The 18,810-nt window shown below is 32.3% G+C and carries 18 protein-coding genes, 8 tRNA genes and 1 riboswitch; of the genes, 19 read left to right on the top strand and 7 right to left on the bottom strand.

The features are described 5' to 3' along the window. Nucleotides 1–141 precede the first annotated feature (141 nt). The 3 genes from ACZ267_RS10130 to ACZ267_RS10120 form a co-directional block, all read right to left on the bottom strand. Complete coding sequence (locus ACZ267_RS10130; RefSeq protein WP_002466819.1) at nt 142–699, bottom strand: DUF3267 domain-containing protein; 558 nt, start codon at nt 697–699, stop codon at nt 142–144. Between the two features lie 194 nt (nt 700–893). Then, entirely contained in the window at nt 894–1,265 is a 372-nt protein-coding gene (locus ACZ267_RS10125; RefSeq protein WP_002452114.1) for a YtxH domain-containing protein, read from the bottom strand. A gap of 77 nt (nt 1,266–1,342) precedes the next feature. Further along, on the bottom strand, nt 1,343–1,768 hold the full coding sequence (locus ACZ267_RS10120; RefSeq protein ID WP_002466803.1) for an HIT family protein: 426 nt from the start codon (nt 1,766–1,768) through the stop codon (nt 1,343–1,345). A 131-nt stretch (nt 1,769–1,899) separates the two neighbouring features. Between ACZ267_RS10120 and ecsA the strand changes: the two genes are divergently transcribed. Together ecsA and ecsB are read left to right on the top strand one after the other, a co-directional pair. Next, nucleotides 1,900–2,640, top strand: coding sequence for an ABC transporter ATP-binding protein EcsA (gene ecsA / locus ACZ267_RS10115; RefSeq protein ID WP_002466806.1), 741 nt, complete (start codon nt 1,900–1,902; stop codon nt 2,638–2,640). Next, nucleotides 2,633–3,856 (top strand): ABC transporter permease EcsB, encoded by a 1,224-nt coding sequence (gene ecsB / locus ACZ267_RS10110; RefSeq protein ID WP_002466814.1) that lies wholly within the window; start codon nt 2,633–2,635, stop codon nt 3,854–3,856. Before ecsA ends, ecsB begins: the two co-directional genes overlap by 8 nt. A 59-nt stretch (nt 3,857–3,915) precedes the next feature. Here the strand turns inward: ecsB and traP are convergent, their stop codons facing one another. Beyond that, entirely contained in the window at nt 3,916–4,419 is a 504-nt protein-coding gene (gene traP, locus ACZ267_RS10105; protein ID WP_002466817.1) for a signal transduction protein TRAP, read from the bottom strand. Between the two features lie 334 nt (nt 4,420–4,753). Between traP and hemE the strand changes: the two genes are divergently transcribed. The 12 genes from hemE to ACZ267_RS10045 all read left to right on the top strand — a co-directional run bounded on the left by hemE (nt 4,754) and on the right by ACZ267_RS10045 (nt 10,052). Beyond that, complete coding sequence (hemE, locus tag ACZ267_RS10100) at nt 4,754–5,791, top strand: uroporphyrinogen decarboxylase (RefSeq protein ID WP_002466820.1); 1,038 nt, start codon at nt 4,754–4,756, stop codon at nt 5,789–5,791. 61 nt (nt 5,792–5,852) lie between these two features. After that, entirely contained in the window at nt 5,853–6,776 is a 924-nt protein-coding gene (hemH, locus tag ACZ267_RS10095; protein WP_002466815.1) for a ferrochelatase, read from the top strand. A gap of 21 nt (nt 6,777–6,797) precedes the next feature. Beyond that, nucleotides 6,798–8,195, top strand: coding sequence for a protoporphyrinogen oxidase (gene hemY, locus ACZ267_RS10090; RefSeq protein ID WP_015364876.1), 1,398 nt, complete (start codon nt 6,798–6,800; stop codon nt 8,193–8,195). A 131-nt stretch (nt 8,196–8,326) separates the two neighbouring features. Beyond that, entirely contained in the window at nt 8,327–8,881 is a 555-nt protein-coding gene (locus ACZ267_RS10085; protein ID WP_002452122.1) for an RBBP9/YdeN family alpha/beta hydrolase, read from the top strand. A gap of 440 nt (nt 8,882–9,321) precedes the next feature. Next, a tRNA-Met gene (locus ACZ267_RS10080) sits at nt 9,322–9,395 on the top strand. Nucleotides 9,396–9,410: 15 nt separating this feature from the next. Beyond that, nucleotides 9,411–9,486: transfer RNA gene (locus ACZ267_RS10075), tRNA-Asp, on the top strand. A 13-nt stretch (nt 9,487–9,499) separates the two neighbouring features. After that, a tRNA-Phe gene (locus ACZ267_RS10070) sits at nt 9,500–9,572 on the top strand. 13 nt (nt 9,573–9,585) lie between these two features. Beyond that, nucleotides 9,586–9,661 (top strand) — tRNA-His (locus ACZ267_RS10065). A gap of 21 nt (nt 9,662–9,682) precedes the next feature. Next, nucleotides 9,683–9,756: transfer RNA gene (locus ACZ267_RS10060), tRNA-Gly, on the top strand. Nucleotides 9,757–9,763: 7 nt separating this feature from the next. Then, nucleotides 9,764–9,838, top strand: a tRNA-Asn gene (locus tag ACZ267_RS10055). A gap of 1 nt (nt 9,839) precedes the next feature. Then, nucleotides 9,840–9,911, top strand: a tRNA-Glu gene (locus tag ACZ267_RS10050). Between the two features lie 52 nt (nt 9,912–9,963). After that, nucleotides 9,964–10,052 (top strand) — tRNA-Ser (locus ACZ267_RS10045). Nucleotides 10,053–10,911: 859 nt separating this feature from the next. Here ACZ267_RS10045 and ACZ267_RS10040 read toward each other — a convergent pair. Continuing rightward, the gene (locus ACZ267_RS10040) at nt 10,912–10,980 is read right to left on the bottom strand and encodes an epsilon family phenol-soluble modulin (RefSeq protein ID WP_100066984.1); all 69 of its coding nucleotides are present in this window, start codon (nt 10,978–10,980) and stop codon (nt 10,912–10,914) included. Between the two features lie 251 nt (nt 10,981–11,231). Here ACZ267_RS10040 and menE point away from each other — a divergent pair, with 251 nt between their 5' ends. Continuing rightward, nucleotides 11,232–12,641: an o-succinylbenzoate--CoA ligase gene (gene menE, locus ACZ267_RS10035; protein WP_002466826.1), complete on the top strand. Its 1,410-nt coding sequence runs from the start codon at nt 11,232–11,234 to the stop codon at nt 12,639–12,641. Further along, the gene (gene menC / locus ACZ267_RS10030) at nt 12,631–13,644 is read left to right on the top strand and encodes an o-succinylbenzoate synthase (protein WP_002466818.1); all 1,014 of its coding nucleotides are present in this window, start codon (nt 12,631–12,633) and stop codon (nt 13,642–13,644) included. Before menE ends, menC begins: the two co-directional genes overlap by 11 nt. Here the strand turns inward: menC and yidD are convergent. Further along, nucleotides 13,628–13,867: a membrane protein insertion efficiency factor YidD gene (yidD, locus tag ACZ267_RS10025; RefSeq protein ID WP_002452125.1), complete on the bottom strand. Its 240-nt coding sequence runs from the start codon at nt 13,865–13,867 to the stop codon at nt 13,628–13,630. The two genes, menC and yidD, sit on opposite strands and share 17 nt — an antisense overlap. A gap of 60 nt (nt 13,868–13,927) precedes the next feature. On the opposite strand from yidD, the gene ytkD reads away from it, so the two are divergent. Both ytkD and ACZ267_RS10015 read left to right on the top strand, forming a co-directional pair. Then, nucleotides 13,928–14,401, top strand: coding sequence for an RNA deprotection pyrophosphohydrolase (gene ytkD / locus ACZ267_RS10020; RefSeq protein ID WP_002466823.1), 474 nt, complete (start codon nt 13,928–13,930; stop codon nt 14,399–14,401). Between the two features lie 10 nt (nt 14,402–14,411). Next, nucleotides 14,412–15,161 (top strand): alpha/beta hydrolase family protein, encoded by a 750-nt coding sequence (locus ACZ267_RS10015; protein ID WP_161767517.1) that lies wholly within the window; start codon nt 14,412–14,414, stop codon nt 15,159–15,161. Between the two features lie 475 nt (nt 15,162–15,636). Here ACZ267_RS10015 and pckA read toward each other — a convergent pair whose 3' ends face one another. Then, entirely contained in the window at nt 15,637–17,229 is a 1,593-nt protein-coding gene (gene pckA / locus ACZ267_RS10010; RefSeq protein WP_002466245.1) for a phosphoenolpyruvate carboxykinase (ATP), read from the bottom strand. Between the two features lie 153 nt (nt 17,230–17,382). Next, a riboswitch (SAM riboswitch) is annotated at nt 17,383–17,498 on the top strand. Between the two features lie 108 nt (nt 17,499–17,606). Between pckA and metK the strand changes: the two genes are divergently transcribed. After that, nucleotides 17,607–18,806 carry a methionine adenosyltransferase gene (metK, locus tag ACZ267_RS10005; RefSeq protein WP_015364877.1) on the top strand — a complete coding sequence of 400 codons (1,200 nt, stop codon included), beginning with the start codon at nt 17,607–17,609 and terminating at the stop codon, nt 18,804–18,806. Nucleotides 18,807–18,810: the final 4 nt, after the last annotated feature.

The following is an 18,810-nucleotide window of genomic DNA, read 5'->3' as shown; positions in this document are numbered from 1 at the left end:
ATATAACATATAAAAGGGAAGGTACCAATTCAAAACCCTCTCTTTAGGACTATAGTACTAGGTAATTTAAAGATTAAAAACAATCCCCATAAAAAAACTGTCAATCAAGATAATAACTTGAAAGACAGTTTATATTTAAACCTATATAGAAGCGATAAATTTTTCTTTCTTCAAAATGTGTATGCCAGATTGGTGTTCTTCAATATAATTCCCATAATTTGAAAACACTAAAATTTTTAAATAAAGTAAATCAAGTACAGAAAAACCAAAATTAAGTGCTAATAGAAACATACAATAATGTCCATATTGTGGAAAATACATACATAAAAAAATAAATAATGATGATATTAATATAAAAGGTAATATCAAATTGATACAAAAATAAACTTTATGGATGGGTGTGTTTACATAAGTATTAAAATATGGAATCCATTTTTTTCGTGTTAATTTATGAATTCGAAATGATTTGTAAAAGGGTAGGAAAAATAATAAATGAACCCCTTTATGTAATGGATACATAAAAAATACAAGTAAAAGCACAATTAGGAAATGTTTATCAGATAATGGCGTGTTACTAAAAAAGTACATGACTTCATAACTAAACAAAAACATTATAATGGTACCAACAATACTCATGAATGCAATTCTAGGGATACCAAATCTTTCATGAATATCAATTTGTCTTGTACATAAAAACATGCAACATGCCTCATTTCTTAGTCAATATATGTATGGTATTATCTATTGAATTATGGATGAAGTCAATAGGAATTTAGGATAAATCAATCAAATAATATTTTTTTAATAGGTGTGTCAATATATTAGAAAACCCTATTCAACAATTGCAATCGATGATTACATTTTTGAATAGGGAATACCATACAATAAATTATTTATTTTTCTTTAGAAAATGTATTACTAATTTCTTCGCCACGGTTTTGTAAATTCTCAATGTGAGATTGTAGCTTTTCAATATTAGGGTTAATATCAGACTTGAAGTTACCGATTAATGTTTTAATTTCATCACCGATTGAACTACCGAACTCTGTACCTTCATTTTTAATTTGTGAACTATAATTTAATATGTCATTAAATGATTGTTTCATTGTTTCTAGTTCACGTTGTAACTCTGATTGAGCGCCAGTTGGCTGTCCGCCATCAATAGTGTTATTCTTAACGCTTTGGTCATCACGATTACGCAATGATACTGCGAAACCAGCGGCAACACCTACGCCAATACCAAACAATACGCGTGTTACTTTCATTATAAATCTCCTCACTTTTATATCTCGGATAATTGTATTATTCATCTTATACCCATTTTAATACAAATTAAGCATGATTATTCAAATTGAGCTTGAATTTGAGCAGCAATTTCTTTTTTAGTTTCATCATTTATTACATCTTCATGTGTTTCCCACTTATAACCAAAGCCATCAATGTCATTTTCATATCTTGGAATCAAATGGAAATGTAAATGGAAAACTGATTGATCAGCGAATTCACCATTATTTTGTATAATGTTTAAGCCATCAGGATTAAATGCTTTTTTAATTGCATTCGCTACTTTAGGAAGGGCAACACCAATATGTTTCATTGTTTCTTCATCTGTTTCAAAGATATTTGCTGAAGCTTTTTTAGGAATTAAAAGTGTATGACCTTTCGTTACTTGAGAAATATCTAAAAAGGCATAGACATAATCATTTTCATAAATTTTAAAGCTAGGAATTTCACCAGTAATAATTTTACTGAAAATCGTTTCAGACATGTTGATTACACTCCTCTTCTCTTCATCTTAAAATATATTATAGCATTACTAACAAAAATTCGTCATTCATCATAGCTAATTTTAGGTGTAATTCATAATTTTTGATACAATAGGTCTCGTGGAGGTGCCTTATGACAGTAAAAGTAGAACATCTAACAGGTGGTTACGGTAAACGACCTGTAATTAAAGATATCAATTTTGAATTAAGAGAAGGCGAAATCGTTGGATTAATAGGTCTAAATGGTGCTGGTAAAAGTACTACTATCAAACATATGTTAGGACTTTTAACTCCTACATCTGGATCATTATCAATTTCTAACACTAATATAACTGACGATATTGAAACATATCGTCGAAAATTATCATATATTCCAGAGTCACCAGTTATTTATGAAGAATTAACGTTACAAGAACATATTGAAATGACTGCAATGGCATATGGACTATCACAAGATGAAGCAATGAAAAGGGCAGAACCGTTATTAAAAATATTTAGATTACAAGATGAATTAAAGGTTTTTCCAAGCCATTTTTCAAAAGGTATGAAACAAAAAGTGATGATTATATGTGCGTTTATCGTAAATCCTGAATTGTATATTATTGACGAACCATTTTTAGGTTTAGATCCGTTAGGTATACAGTCCATGCTTGATTTAATGGTAGAAAAGAAAAATGAAGGGCGCACTGTGTTGATGAGTACACATATCTTAGCAACTGCCGAACGCTATTGCGATCGTTTTATTATTTTAGATAAAGGTGAAGTTGTCGCTTTTGGAAATTTAGATGAATTAAGGGCACAAACTGGGCTCAACCATCATACACTAGATGATATTTATATACATGTTACTCAAGGTGGACATGCCAATGAATAATCAAGCAACAATATTATTTAGAAAGCGTCAAAAGGCGATACGTAAAGAAAAAAATTACTATAATAAATTTATTTTTAATGGTCATTTTACAGTCTTTCTTTTAATCTTGTTTGGTGCTTTTATCATGGGGTATGGTGAGTGGTTAAAACATATACCGGAGCATATTGATTATGCACTTATAACTAGTATCATTTTGGCGATTGCTTCATTATTTCCATTAAGAACATTATTAAAAGAAGCAGATCAAATCTTTTTATTACCATTTGAAAAGTACATGAAACGCTATATGACATTAAGTATACAATATAGTTACTTTGCAAGAATAGTAACGCAATTGGTATTACTCATCGTACCATTGCCATTATTTTATAAATTGAATCATCACCATTTGCAATACTATATTGTTTTTGTAGTAATCGCACTCATTCTACCTTATTTAGTGTTATGCCTAAGATGGATTGGTTATCGATTAGGTGTATCAACTTGGTTAATGAATATAGGCTTTTTTATTATTTTAAGTATGAACTATTATTTGATCCTCGGATTACAAACGTATTTAGCGTTAATTGTCACTTTATTAATTTTAGTATTGATTGCTACTTTAAAACCTAAAGCAGACAAACAATTATATCCATGGGATAGAATGATTGGATTAGAACATAGACATCATACAAATTATTATAAATTTGTAAATATGTTTACCGATGTCAAACATTTGAGAGAGTCAGCGGTTAGACGTAGTTATTTAGATTTTATTTTACCGGTACCGAAAGGTCGGAAATTTAATGCTAATCAAATGTACTTATATTTATTTATACGAAGTTTTGTACGAGGTAGAGATGCTTTCAGTATCATATTAAGATTGACACTTATAGCAGTGATATTAATGGTATGGCTTTCAAATCCGGTAATCTCTATATTAATAGGTAGTTTATTTATGTATATCACATTATTACAAATGTCTCAGTTCTATACTCAACAAGCTTATGGACTATGGCCACAGGTTTGGCCTGTACCTGATACAATTGTTATCAAAGGTTATGAGAAGTTTTTATATAGACTTATGATTATTATTGGTTTGATATTTACAATTACATTTTCAATTACGAATCCAACATTATTTTTCTTTTCAATCGTATTCTTCTTAGTTGGATATTTAACGATTAGAAGTACGATTAAAAAATTAAAATACCAAGAAACATTATTAAGAGATTAAATAAAAAGTTGTCCTAATAGCAAAAGTAATATCTTTGCTATAGGACAACTTTTTTATTTTTAATTATGATCTACTGGATATAAGTAACGTTCAAAGTAACTTGAATGTTGGCCACTATATCCAAAGAATTGATTTAATGCTGCTTTAGAAAAATGATCTTGGAATAAGTCAGATGACTTAAAGTCTTCATATGCACTACGATTAGCAAAACCAAAATACAATTTATATGTATTGCCTTCTAATGGTCGTAATAATCGATAACTTTTGAACCCGCCGAAATTGTCAAAAGGTGCACCAAAATGAAGTAATTGTTTTTCTAATTGATTTTTATGATCTTCAGATGAAGGAATGAATAGAGCGCAGTAAAAATGTTCTTCATTAAATTCGCCCACGCTATATAATACTTCATATGCACTTGGATGTTTTAGTACAGATTTTCCTTCAGTTTCTTCTAATATAACTGAAGTATCTGATGCTGAATATTGGAATAAATCATGGTCTGGATTATTAAGTTGAATTTGATTTAAAAATCCATAAGTCCCATAAGATGTATATAAATTCATGACAGTTACCTCCCTTGTTTTTATTAATTATACGATTATCATTTTTTATTTTCTACCTTAAAAGTCTGATTTTTAAAATAAATGTATAAGAATGTATTGATTTATTACAAATTAAACTGAAATTAAATGGAATTATATTATATCCATGATATAAAATGACGAGTTATTATATTGAATTTCAATATCTAAATAAAAAATTATGACAATTTGTAAGTAGTTCATATTTCCAAATAATTTTACTATGTCTTTTTTATGACATTTAAGCACAATAAAATACGAACGAACATACAATATGATATTATAGATAAGAATGATTTTAATTTAGGGGGACTAAATGGTGCATACCAAGAATGATACGATTTTAAAAATGATAAAAGGTGAAAAGACATCCCATACACCAGTCTGGTTTATGCGTCAGGCAGGGAGGTCACAACCAGAATACCGTAAATTAAAAGAGAAATATTCGTTATTCGAGATTACGCATCAACCTGAATTATGTGCATATGTCACACACTTACCAGTTGATAATTACAATACAGATGCTGCGATTTTATATAAAGATATTATGACACCGTTAAAACCTATTGGTGTAGATGTTGAAATTAAATCTGGAATCGGACCAGTGATACAAAATCCAATTAAATCAGTACAAGATGTTGAAAAACTTTCTCAAATTGATCCAAAACGAGATGTACCATATGTTTTAGATACGATAAAAATATTAACTGAAGAAAAATTAAATGTACCGTTAATTGGTTTTACTGGTGCTCCATTCACTTTAGCTTCATATATGATAGAAGGCGGACCATCTAAAAATTACAATTTAACTAAAGCAATGATGTATCGAGATGAAGCTACTTGGTTTGCTTTAATGGATCATTTGGTTGCTATTTCCATAGATTACGTTAATGCACAAATAGAAGCAGGTGCCGAGTTGGTTCAAATCTTTGACTCTTGGGTAGGCGCTTTAAATGTTCAGGATTATAGAAAATATATTAAGCCAGGTATGGATAAACTAGTAAATGGTATTAAGCGTCAACATCAAGTTCCAGTTATATTGTTTGGTGTTGGTGCGAGTCATTTAATTAACGAATGGAATGATTTACCAATTGATGTGCTAGGTTTAGACTGGAGAACATCCATTCAGCAAGCTCAACAAATGGGCGTAAACAAAACATTACAAGGCAATTTAGACCCATCATTGCTATTAGCGCCATGGGAAGTAATTGAAGAGAGATTAAAAGACATTTTAGACCAAGGTATGTCTAGAGGCAAACATATCTTTAACCTTGGGCATGGTGTCTTCCCAGAAGTTCAACCAGAAACACTTCGCAAAGTAAGTCAATTTGTACATGATTATACTCAACAGTAGTTCTATTAATTCAATTTGAATAACGTAAGTAATATGATTAGATTAAAGGGTGGTTTTATAAATGAGTAAAACAATAGGATTATTAGTAATGGCTTATGGCACACCTTACAAAGAAAGTGACATTGAACCTTATTATACTGATATCAGACACGGTAAAAAACCAACAGATGAAGAACTACAAGATTTAAAAAACCGCTATGAATTTATTGGTGGATTGTCACCATTAGCAGGTACTACAGACAGACAAGCAGAAGCATTAAAAGATGCCTTAAACGACGCATATGACGATGTTGAATTTAAGTTATATTTAGGTCTTAAACATATTTCACCATATATAGAAGAAGCGGTTGAGTCTATGAATAATGATGGGATTACTGAAGCAGTAACTGTAGTTTTAGCACCACATTATTCAAGCTTTTCAGTCGGCTCTTATGATGAACGTGCTGATCAAGAGGCTGAAAAATACGGTATTCAATTACATCATGTTAAACATTATTATCACCAACCGAAATTCTTAGAATTTTGGACTAACCAAATTAATGATACTTTAAAACAGATTCCATCTGAAGAACATGACGATACTGTATTAGTTGTATCTGCACACAGTCTACCTAAAGGATTAATTGAAAGAAACAATGATCCATATCCTAAAGAGCTACATGACACAGCAGAACAATTAAAAGTTAAATCAAATATTATCCATGTTGCTGAAGGTTGGCAATCAGAAGGTAATACTGGTACACCTTGGTTAGGGCCTGACGTACAGGATTTAACAAGAGATTTATATGATGCGCATGGCTATAAAAACTTTATCTATACACCAGTAGGATTTGTATGCGAACATTTAGAAGTTTTATATGATAATGACTATGAATGTAAAGTTGTTTGTGACGACATCGGTGCAAATTATTATCGTCCAGACATGCCTAATACGCATCCATTATTTATCGGTGCAATTGTAGACGAAATTAAATCAGTATTTTAATAGAAGGAAGCGTGAATGATTTTGAGTAAGAATGTAGCAATCATCGGTGCAGGTATAACCGGCTTAACAAGTGCTTACTATATGAAAAAACAAAATCCTCATTTAAATGTAACCATTTATGAGGCAACCAATCGACCAGGTGGAAAAATCCAAACATACCGTAAAGATGGCTATACGATTGAATTAGGCCCAGAGTCTTATTTAGGTAGAAAAACGATTATGACTGATATAGCTAATGAAATTGGATTAGGTAATGATTTAATTACCAATACGACAGGTCAATCATACATTTATGCTAAAAATAAATTATATCCGATACCGGGTGGTTCTATTATGGGCATACCAACGGATATTAAACCTTTTATCAAAACTAAATTAATTTCACCATTAGGTAAACTTAGAGCTGGATTAGATTTATTTAAAAAGCCTATCGAGATAGAAGATGACATTTCAGTAGGTGATTTCTTTAGACAACGTTTAGGTGATGAAGTTCTTGAGAATTTAATTGAACCACTAATGGGTGGTATCTATGGTACAAATATAGATGACTTAAGTTTAATGAGTACATTTCCCAATTTTAAAGAAAAAGAAGAAGCCTTTGGTAGCTTAATTAAAGGTATGAAAGATGAAAAAGAACAACGTATTAAACAACGTCAATTATACCCAGGTGCGCCTAAAGGACAATTTAAACAGTTCAAGCATGGTTTAAGCTCATTTATCGAAGCACTTGAAGAAGCTGTTAAAAATCAAGGTGTAGACATTCAATATAACACTAAAGTTGAAGATATTATTGTATCTCAAAGAGACTATCAAGTGGTTGTTGATGGTAAAAATGAAGTATATGATGGTGTATTAGTCACTACACCTCAACAAGTGTTTATGCAATGGTTCAATCATGATCCAGCGTTTGATTATTTCAATACGATGGATTCAACAACAGTGGCAACAGTTGTCCTAGCATTTGATGAAAAAGATATTGAAAATACTTATGATGGTACTGGTTTTGTAATTGCTAGAACAAGTAATACAGATATTACGGCATGTACATGGACATCTAAAAAATGGCCATTTACAACACCAGAAGGCAAAGTTTTAATAAGAGCTTATGTTGGTAAACCAGGTGATACTGTTGTGGATGATCACACAGATGAAGAAATTGTTTCTATAGTACGTCGTGATTTAAAACAAATGATGACATTTAAAGGTGATCCTGAATTCACAATAGTCAATCGATTACCGAAAAGTATGCCTCAATACCATGTAGGTCACATTAAACAAATTAGAAAAATTCAAGAACATATTAAACGAACTTATCCGCGATTAAAAATTACAGGGGCGCCATTTGAAGCGGTTGGCCTACCTGATTGTATCCAACAAGGTCATAATGCGGTTGATGAAATGCTAGAGGAATTACGTTAATACGTTTTATAATTTAATTAAAGCACTTTAAAAGGATAACAATGTCTTTTTAAAGTGCTTTTGATATAGAATAAAGATAAATACGTTCATGATAAAGACTGCTACTTAATCTAGAAGTGAGGTTGATAAAAATGACAGATGTCATCATTGTTCATTCAAGTGTAGGAAATGCACATAATCATTGGTATGAATGGTTAGGTCACAATTTAACGTTAGAAGGATATAAAGTCTCTCTTTTTAATTTAGAAGCTAATACTCCTGCTAAAATTGATATGTGGGTTAAGCAAATGCAACAACAATTAAATGTAAGAAAGAAAGATACATATTTTGTAACACATGGATTTGGAACGATAGCGACTTTGAAATTTATAGAAACATTAGAACAAAATGTTGAAGGGCTATTCAGTATTGCTGGTTTTAAAGATGATGCAGTAGACATAGATGAAAATATTGATTTACATGGAGTAACGATTAATTATGAACGAGTTAAAAGTAAAGTAGATCATTTTTATGGTTTGAGTTCTAAAAATGATACACATGTTTCATATAAAGAAACGAAGCGACTTATGGATACCTTAGATGGACGTATGAGAGTTGTTGAAGATGGTGGCCATTTTATGGAAGAGGATGGTTTTACTACATTCACATCACTACAAAATCGTATGCAAGGATTTATGACGCAATAGGGTAGGGAAATTAATAATATAATTTTAAATATGCGCCGTACTTATTTAGAATAGATAAGTATGGCGTTAGTCATTTGATATTGTGATCCATTTAGTAGCAGTAAGGGACGAAAAACAGAAAACATGAAAAATAGAAGATGATCATTTAATAGAAAAGGTATCAATATTGGATGAAAGTTAATATAATAGAAGGCCATTTAGACACTTTTGTTATAAAATGAAATCAAGTAGTAATTTTTACACATTTTAATTTGGAATTAATATTGACTAATAGTAACAAACTTAATATACTAATAAAGTGTTAAGCGAGAGCGTATTAAAGCAACTTGAACGTATCGATTGTTTTATTAATTCAAACAATGTAAATTTAGTTTTAAAAAAGTGTTGACTTTATTAAGCTAATGATGGTACAATAATCAAGTAGTCAAAAATAATATTATCGCGGGATGGAGCAGTTCGGTAGCTCGTCGGGCTCATAACCCGAAGGTCGGTGGTTCAAATCCGCCTCCCGCAATACATAGTTTTAATAGGTCTCGTAGTGTAGCGGTTAACACGCCTGCCTGTCACGCAGGAGATCGCGGGTTCGATTCCCGTCGAGACCGCCATTATTAATATTATGGTTCAGTAGCTCAGTTGGTAGAGCAATGGATTGAAGCTCCATGTGTCGGCAGTTCGACTCTGTCCTGAACCATTCGTCATTTTTGGCGGTTGTGGCGAAGTGGTTAACGCATCGGATTGTGGTTCCGACATTCGAGGGTTCGATTCCCTTCAACCGCCCCATAATCGTATTACATTTCACATGCGGGTGTAGTTTAATGGCAAAACCTCAGCCTTCCAAGCTGATGTTGTGGGTTCGATTCCCATCACCCGCTCCATTATTATTCCACAGTAGCTCAGTGGTAGAGCTATCGGCTGTTAACCGATCGGTCGTAGGTTCGAGTCCTACCTGTGGAGCCATGGCTCCTTGGTCAAGCGGTTAAGACACCGCCCTTTCACGGCGGTAACACGGGTTCGAGTCCCGTAGGAGTCATACAAACAGAAGTGAAATATCGCTTCTGTTTTTTTATTTATCATATTATGATGGAGAGTTGTCCGAGCTGGCCGAAGGAGCACGCCTGGAAAGTGTGTAGGCGCCACAAGCGTCTCGAGGGTTCGAATCCCTCACTCTCCGTAAAAACGCCTAGAATGGTTTTAATCCATTCTAGGCTTATTTTTGTTTTCTTTTAAATTAGGCATTAATTTGAGGATAAGAGAATTTAAATGAAAGTCTAAATTCTAATAAAAGTGAGTAAAGTTGCCCAATCAAAAATTGAAGACCATAAAGAAAGACAACCACACAACGTTAAAAAAAGAAATAAAACATTAGAATTATATATTGAGAAATAAAATAAAAATGTTATAATATATATAAGTCAACGACCATGCGTGGACTTTAAAACAAAATACATTAATTACAGTAGCCGTCTTACTATGAGGCAAGGCGTAATAATGAATATCATAGTATTATGCAGGATTGAGTTTTGTACTCTTCCTGCTTTTTTAATTTAAAGAGGTACATCATGAGAATTTATACAATTAAACAAAAAATTATATTATAGAGATTGAAGTATTACTATTTCAATCTCTATTTTTTTTATGGATAAATTCAAATGAAAGTTATAAGAGAAGTCAATATGATTATGAGTCACTGTTTAACAATATAATAAATGTTAGTAATCACCAGATTTGGGATTATAAAAATAGAAGGGGTTAAGGTTATCAGAAATTTTGCAATTGATTTTGAAAACATTGCAATTATTTTATGTCTGTTTATAATTTCAAAGTCATATATGAAGCATATCTGAGTATCTTAGTAACAATAATATTTATAATATATTCTTTTTCATTCAAACTTTGTCTACCAATTAAATAAAACTATATCCACATATAGCATATCAAACATATAAGAAAAACCCTAAAGCGATACGATAAGGTATGCTTTAGGGCCATAGGATTATGGAACTTGAGTTCCAGGATGATCATGATGCAGATTATTTGTTACCAAATAAACCTTTGAAGAAATCTACTGCTTTTTTGATAAGATCTGTGATAAATTGCATTGTGATTCACCTCCTATAATTTGTATCTTTAATATAAATCTTTTTTAATCTTTTTAGGGATTTTTTTCTTATTTTATATACGTATTTCCCAAGGTGTAGTTTTTATAATTTAAAAGGACATTCTTGAATGCAAGGGTGTAGATATACATTTATTTCTACATACTTTATTTAGAAATTTAAGATTTGACCACTGATAGATTCAATTAAAATCGTTATAATTAAATATGTAATGATAAATGGAGGAATGACTCGTGGACTTTTGGTTAAAAGAACAATCTATCAAGAATAAAAATAAAATAGCTGTGACTGATGGACAACACTCGCTTACATTCAAAGCTTTATATGATGAAGCGCATGGACTTTCACAACATTTAAACCAATTATCTCAGTCAAGAATTGGTTTACATATTAATAATCGAATTGAGTCATTGATTTTAATACATGCATGTTGGCTTGCTAATATTGAAATTGCGATGATTAATACTCGGTTAACGACTAATGAAATGATTGCTCAAATGAATTCAATCGATGTTAATACAATTATCACAACGACATCTTTAGAATTAGAAGGTTTTAATATATACAATATTGAGGAAATTCAGCTTTTAAATCAAATAGAAGATCAAATGAATATTTTTAAATTAGAAAATATCGCATCAATCATGTTTACATCGGGTACGACTGGTCCACAAAAGGCTGTGCCTCAAACGTTTAAGAATCATCTAGCAAGTGCAGAAGGATGTAAAAGGAGCTTAGGATATAGTCAACAATCTAAATGGTTATCTGTACTCCCGATTTATCATATATCAGGTTTGAGTGTGATATTACGTAGTGTGATGGAAGGATTTACTGTCAGACTATTAGAGAAATATAATACAGAAAATATGCTTGATATTATTAAAAATGAAGATATTACTCATGTGTCACTTGTGCCACAAACATTAAAATGGTTAATGGATGCAGGTTTAGAAAAGCCATATCAATTAGAAAAGATTCTGTTAGGTGGCGCAAAGCTTTCTTCAAATTTAATTCAACAAGCATTAGATTATCGCTTGCCTATTTATAATTCGTTTGGAATGACTGAAACATGTTCACAATTTTTAACTGCGACACCAGATATGTTGGCTCAACGATATGATACAGTTGGTAAACCGAGTGATAATGTCAAAGTTAAAATTAAAGATGCTGATCAAAATGGTCACGGTGAATTACTCATAAAAGGGGTAAATGTAATGAATGGTTATTTATATCCTTCTAATTTAACAGATACATTTGAAGATGGCTTTTTTAAAACAGGTGATATTGCTGAAATTGACGATGATGGCTTCGTTATGATTTATGATCGTCGTAAAGACTTAATCATTAGTGGTGGAGAAAATATCTATCCATACCAAATTGAATCTGTAGCTAAACATTTTCCTGAAATTGAAGACGCCGTATGTATTGGTCAAAATGATGACACTTGGGGTCAAGTACCGGTACTATATTATATCGCCCAAGACCACTTTGATAAAAATGATTTACAACAACATTTCTCCACACATTTAGCTAAATATAAAATACCTAAAGCCTTTTATGAAGTAAATGAATTACCATATACTTCAACAGGTAAACTACAAAGAAATAAAGTGATGTCAAAGGAATCTGAAAATGAAGATTAATGAGTTGAAGTTTTACTTGTATAGTCAGGCATTTAAATCACCTATTGTGACACCTAAAGTGTCATTAGACAAAAGAGAATGTTTAATCATCGAACTGATTACTGAAACAGGTGATACGTATTTTGGTGAGTGCAACGCCTTTAAAACACCATGGTACGATAAGGAAACTATATCTTCTGTTAAACAACAGATCGAACAGTGGTTTGTATCAATTAAGAATAAGGATGTATATTCATTTGAAGAATGGCAGTCGCTATTGAACACATTAAATCATTGTCCGGCAGCCCGCAGTACAGTTGTCATGGCGTTATATCAAATGTATTATAAACTTAAAGCATTTAAGGTTGAATATGGTGCTACCGTCAGTGGATGGAGTGATGCCCAATTTGCGACGTTAAAGCAAACGCAACCTAAACGTATAAAAGTGAAATATTCAAATCAATTAATTTCTGATATTAATAAATTAAAGTCATTAGAATTTCCATTTGATATTGTCATCGATGCAAATGAGTCACTCGATATCAATCAATACCAAGAAATAAATAAAGATATGAATCAAAATATATTATATATAGAAGAACCGTTTGCTAATATTAATACCTTAAAACAGTTTGATAATGAACCGCAATTACCTATTGCAATTGATGAAAAGGCAACATCAATTGATGATATTCAGTTTATTGTTTCGCATTATCAAATTGATACTGTTGTACTCAAGCCGTTTAGATTAGGTGGTATTGACCGTGTTATAGAAACCATTGATTATCTAAAAAATAGGGGTATTAATATTGTTGTAGGTGGTATGTATGAATACGGATTGAGTCGTTATTTTACTGCAATGTTATCTCAATATGGTGATTATCCTGGTGATGTGACGCCAGCAGGCTATTATTTTGAAAATGACTTTGTGGAAAATGAAGGTATTTTAAAAGAGGGAATGATTGAATTCATTCCCCCTGTAGTAGATAGAAGTAAATTAGAATGTATTAATGGTGATGTTTAGACTTATTTTTAGCAAGCGGTACTGGGTCATAGCCACCTTTATGTAGTGGATGGCATTTGAGTATGCGTCGAATGCCTAAATATAATCCTTTGAAAGCACCATGATATTGAATCGCTTCACGCGTATATTCTGAACATGTAGGATAAAAGCGACATGTAGGTGGTGTTAATGGAGAAATATAGCGTTGATAAAAATGTATCAAGGCTAAGAATATTTTTTTCATAAAAAAGCCTCCAACCAGAATTTTGAATACAGTTATTTTAACATATTATAAAGGAATGTGATGTACTTGAAGTTTTTAGATAAAGACCAAAGAGAAGTGCAGTTAACATATAAAGCGAATACAGATAATCCAACAGGTAATCACGTTCTTGCAATACCAGTATACCAAGGGAAGTTATTATTTACTCGACATAAAAATAGAGGTATTGAATTTCCTGGCGGCAAAAGGGAACATGGAGAATCAAGCATTGATGCTATCCAGCGTGAATTATATGAAGAAACCGGTGCATATATAGAAGAAATACAGTACATTGCTCAATATACTGTGAAAACTAACGATGCCTCTAGGTTTGTCAAAGATGTTTATTTTATTCAAGTTTCATCTTTAGCCAATCGAACTGACTATTTAGAAACAGATGGCCCTTGTCTTTTTACTTCTATAGAAGACATACCATATAGTGAACGTAGTTTTTTGCTACAAGATGACGCCATTTTACACTGTTTTGAAAGGGTGATTTCACTTGGACTTTATTAAAACGAAAAGAATGCCGATTGAAATAGCTACGCACCAGTTTGATGAAATCACTTATGATGTTGATCATCTAAAAGTGAAGGCACTAATGATGACACCATATAGTAAAGTTAATAGAATAGTGGTTTATTTAAGAGGCGGAAAAGGACAAGTTGGTCGGGTACGAGCAGCTCGCTTAATGCAATTTGCTAATGAACAGACACTTGTTGTGGGTCCTTATTATAGAGGTAATAATGGTAGTGAAGGTAAAGATGAGTTTTATCGAGGAGATTTAAATGATGTCACTGAACTTATACGCATATTACATTCAAAATATCCCAACGCGTTTATACATATGATTGGATTTTCTCGTGGTGGGTTGCAAGGCTTGCTAACATTTCAAGATTTACCAGTTGATAGTTATATCATTTGGGGTGGTGTTTCTGATATACATTTAATGTATGAAGAGCGTGTGGATTTAAGAGGGATGCTGAGAAGAATGGTTGGGCACCCTAAAAAAGATCATGAAGCATATGAAGTTAGAGAAGCGATACAATATATTACACCGCAAAGTCCACCGATTTTAATTGTACATGGTGGTAAAGATAAACAGGTAGGTATTCATCAAGCTTATTATCTAGAACGACGATTGAAAGACATTGGTGTGCATTATGATACACTTTATCAAATGGAAGAAGGACATGTACCTCGACCATTTGCTTTAAAAGAAACTTTAAAGTACATACATAAATGGATGACTCAAATAGAAATAAACAAAAAATAGGGAGTGGGACAGAAATAATAAAGAACCACTAATCATTGAATATGAAGTGGTTCTTACGCATTAGCCACAGCTAATGTGTACTTTAAAATAGGAATACATGAGTGAAACTCATGCATAAGAAATACTAATTTCTAAAGAAAAAGTATTTCTTTATCGTTGTCCATCCCCAACTTGCATTGTCTGTAGATTTTCTTTTCGAAATTCTCTATGTTTGGGGCCCGTCCCCCCGGCAAGGTTGACTAGAAATGAAAAAGCTTGGTACATTAGACCGTCTTTGTAATTCATTACTTAGACGGTTTTATGCATGAACTTTTAAGTTCATGTATACCTCTTAAACTTAATCTGAACACATGAGTTAATACTCATGTGTAAGTCATTCTAATTTCTTTAAGAAAAAGAATGACTTTACAGTCAACTACTGCCTAAATATGAATGTAACTTGAAATATATATTTATGTCCCAGCCTGTTTTACTTTTATTTATTGAAAGCACCTTTGTCAGAAATGTGTTCGACTTCAGGGCCGAATTTTTTGAAGTTATCTTCAAATCTTTGGATAAGATCATTTGCTTGTGCTTTATATTTTTCAGCGTCGCTCCAAGCATTGATAGGATTTAAGATTGTTTTTGGTACATCTTTAATTTCAACTGGAATATTTAAACCAAATGTTGAGTCTTTTGTAAACTCTGCATCTTTTAATTTCCCTGAGATAGCTTGGTTAACCATTTGACGCGTATAGTGTAAACTAATTCTTCTACCAACACCATATTTACCGCCAGTCCATCCAGTGTTAACTAAATAAACATCAACATCATGTTTATCAATTAATTCTCCTAAAAGATCTGCATAAACTGTAGGATGAAGTGGTAAGAAAGGTGCGCCGAAACAAGTAGAGAATGATGGTTCAGGTTCTGTTACACCACGTTCTGTACCTGCTAATTTAGACGTGAAACCACTTAAGAAATGATACATTGCTTGATCTTTATTTAATTTTGAAATTGGAGGAATCACTCCAAATGCATCTGCAGTTAAAAAGATAATCGTATTAGGATGTGCTGCTTTTGAAGGTAATACAATATTATCAATATGATGAATAGGATAAGCTGCTCTTGTATTTTCAGTGAATTTATTATCATCGAAATCAACAGTACCGTCTTCTTTAACGACTGTGTTTTCTAAGATAGTGCCGTATTCAATAGCATCATAAATTTGTGGCTCTTTTTCTTTTGAAAGATTGATTGCTTTTGCATAACAACCACCTTCAATGTTGAACACGCCATTTTTATTCCAACCATGTTCATCGTCACCGATTAATTTTCTTTCAGGATCAGCTGACAACGTTGTTTTACCTGTACCTGATAAACCAAAGAATAGTGCTACATCGCCTTTTTCTCCCACGTTAGCAGAGCAATGCATACTCATAATATCTTGCATAGGTAATAGGTAATTCATTACTGAAAAGATACCTTTTTTCATTTCCCCAGCATATTCTGTACCACCGATTAAAATCACTTTATGTTTAAATGACACAATGACAAACGTTTCAGTCTTCGTGCCATCAACTTCAGGATCAGCTTTGAAATGTGGTGCAGATACAATTGTAAAGTTAGGTTTGATTGATTTTGCTTCTTCTTTAGATTCAGGACGAATGAACATGTTATGTGCAAATAAATTATGCCATGCTAATTCGTTAATGACAGTTAATTTCAAACGTGAATCTTTATCACTACCTGCGTAACCATTAAAAACATATAATTCGTCTTTCTTGCCTAAGTAGTCTAATACTTTATTGTAAAGCTTTAAAAATGTTTCTTCATCGATAGGTTGATTGACGTCTCCCCAATCTACATTATCTCTATATGAAGGTTCAGTAACGATAAACTTATCCTTAGGTGAGCGGCCAGTGTATTTACCAGTGCTAGCATTAATAGCACCTAATTCAGTAAGTTCACCTTCATTATTATCTAATATTTTATTGTAAAGTTGAGTTGTTGATAGTTGAAACTTTGTTGATGGTTTTTCTAATAATTGTTTAATTTTAGTCGTTTCAGAGTATGTATCAATCGACATACTTAATCCCTCCAGATAGTTATAATGTAAGCCTTTACATTTCAATAGTATAACATATCAATTTAATTAATCCACCGTAAATTATTACTAAAATAACTTAAATCATAAATTGACATTAATTCTCTTATTAGGTAGTATTAATTTTAACGGATTCTCTTATCCTGAGTGGTGGAGGGACATGGACCCAATGAAACCCAGCAACCTCTTTTTACATATAAAAAGAAAGGTGCCAAACCGTTTGCAGACGTATAATGTCTGAACGATAAGAGCGAATGGACGTATAAGAGCCTTCACTCTATCTAGGTAGTAGTAGAAGGCTCTTTTATTTAGCTCAAATAAAAGAGAATTATCGTAATATATTTTAAAAGGAGCAAAACATGACTAACAATAAACGATTATTTACTTCAGAATCAGTAACTGAAGGACATCCAGATAAAATTGCTGATCAGGTATCTGATGCAATCTTAGACGAAATTCTTAAAGACGACCCTAATGCACGTGTGGCTTGTGAGACTACAGTGACAACTGGAATGGCATTAATTTCAGGTGAAATATCAACGACGACATATGTTGATATTCCGAAAGTTGTAAGAGAGACCATTAAAGAAATTGGTTATACACGTGCTAAATATGGTTACGATTCACAAACGATGGCCGTTTTAACTGCCATTGATGAACAATCACCAGATATCGCTCAAGGTGTTGATACAGCATTAGAATACCGTGATGATATTTCTGAAGAAGAAATTGAAGCAACTGGTGCAGGTGACCAAGGATTAATGTTTGGTTATGCTACAAACGAAACAGATACTTATATGCCGTTACCTATTTTCTTATCTCATCAATTAGCGAAACGTCTATCAGATGTACGTAAAGATGACATTATAGACTATTTACGTCCGGATGGTAAGGTTCAGGTCACTGTAGAATATGATGAAAATGATAAACCTAAACGTATTGATACTATTGTTGTGTCAACGCAACACGCTGAAGATAAATCTTTAGAAGAAATTCAAGAGGATATTAAAAAACATGTTATTTATCCAACTGTTCCAGAATCATTAATGGATGATAAGACAAAATTCTATATTAATCCTACAGGACGTTTTGTAATCGGTGGACCACAAGGGGATGCTGGATTAACAGGACGTAAAATTATCGTGGATACGTATGGTGGTTATGCACGCCATGGTGGTGGTTGCTTCAGTGGTAAGGATCCAACTAAAGTAGACCGTTCTGCTGCTTATGCTGCTAGATATGTAGCGAAGAATATTGTTGCTGCAGAATTAGCTGAACAATGTGAAGTCCAACTTGCATACGCAATAGGTGTAGCTGAACCAGTATCAATAGCTATAGATACCTTCGGAACAGGTAAAGTAACAGAGGCTGAATTAGTTGAAGCGGTTAGAGCAAACTTTGATTTAAGACCAGCTGGTATCATTAAAATGTTGGATTTAAAACAACCTATTTATAAACAAACCGCTGCATATGGTCATTTCGGACGTACTGACGTATTATTACCATGGGAAAAATTAGATAAAGTCAACGTTTTAAAAGATACGATTAACAAAGTTTAAACGA

It is taken from the genome of Staphylococcus sp. AC872 (assembly GCF_979255425.1).
This window is presented reverse-complemented; position numbering and strand designations above follow the sequence as displayed.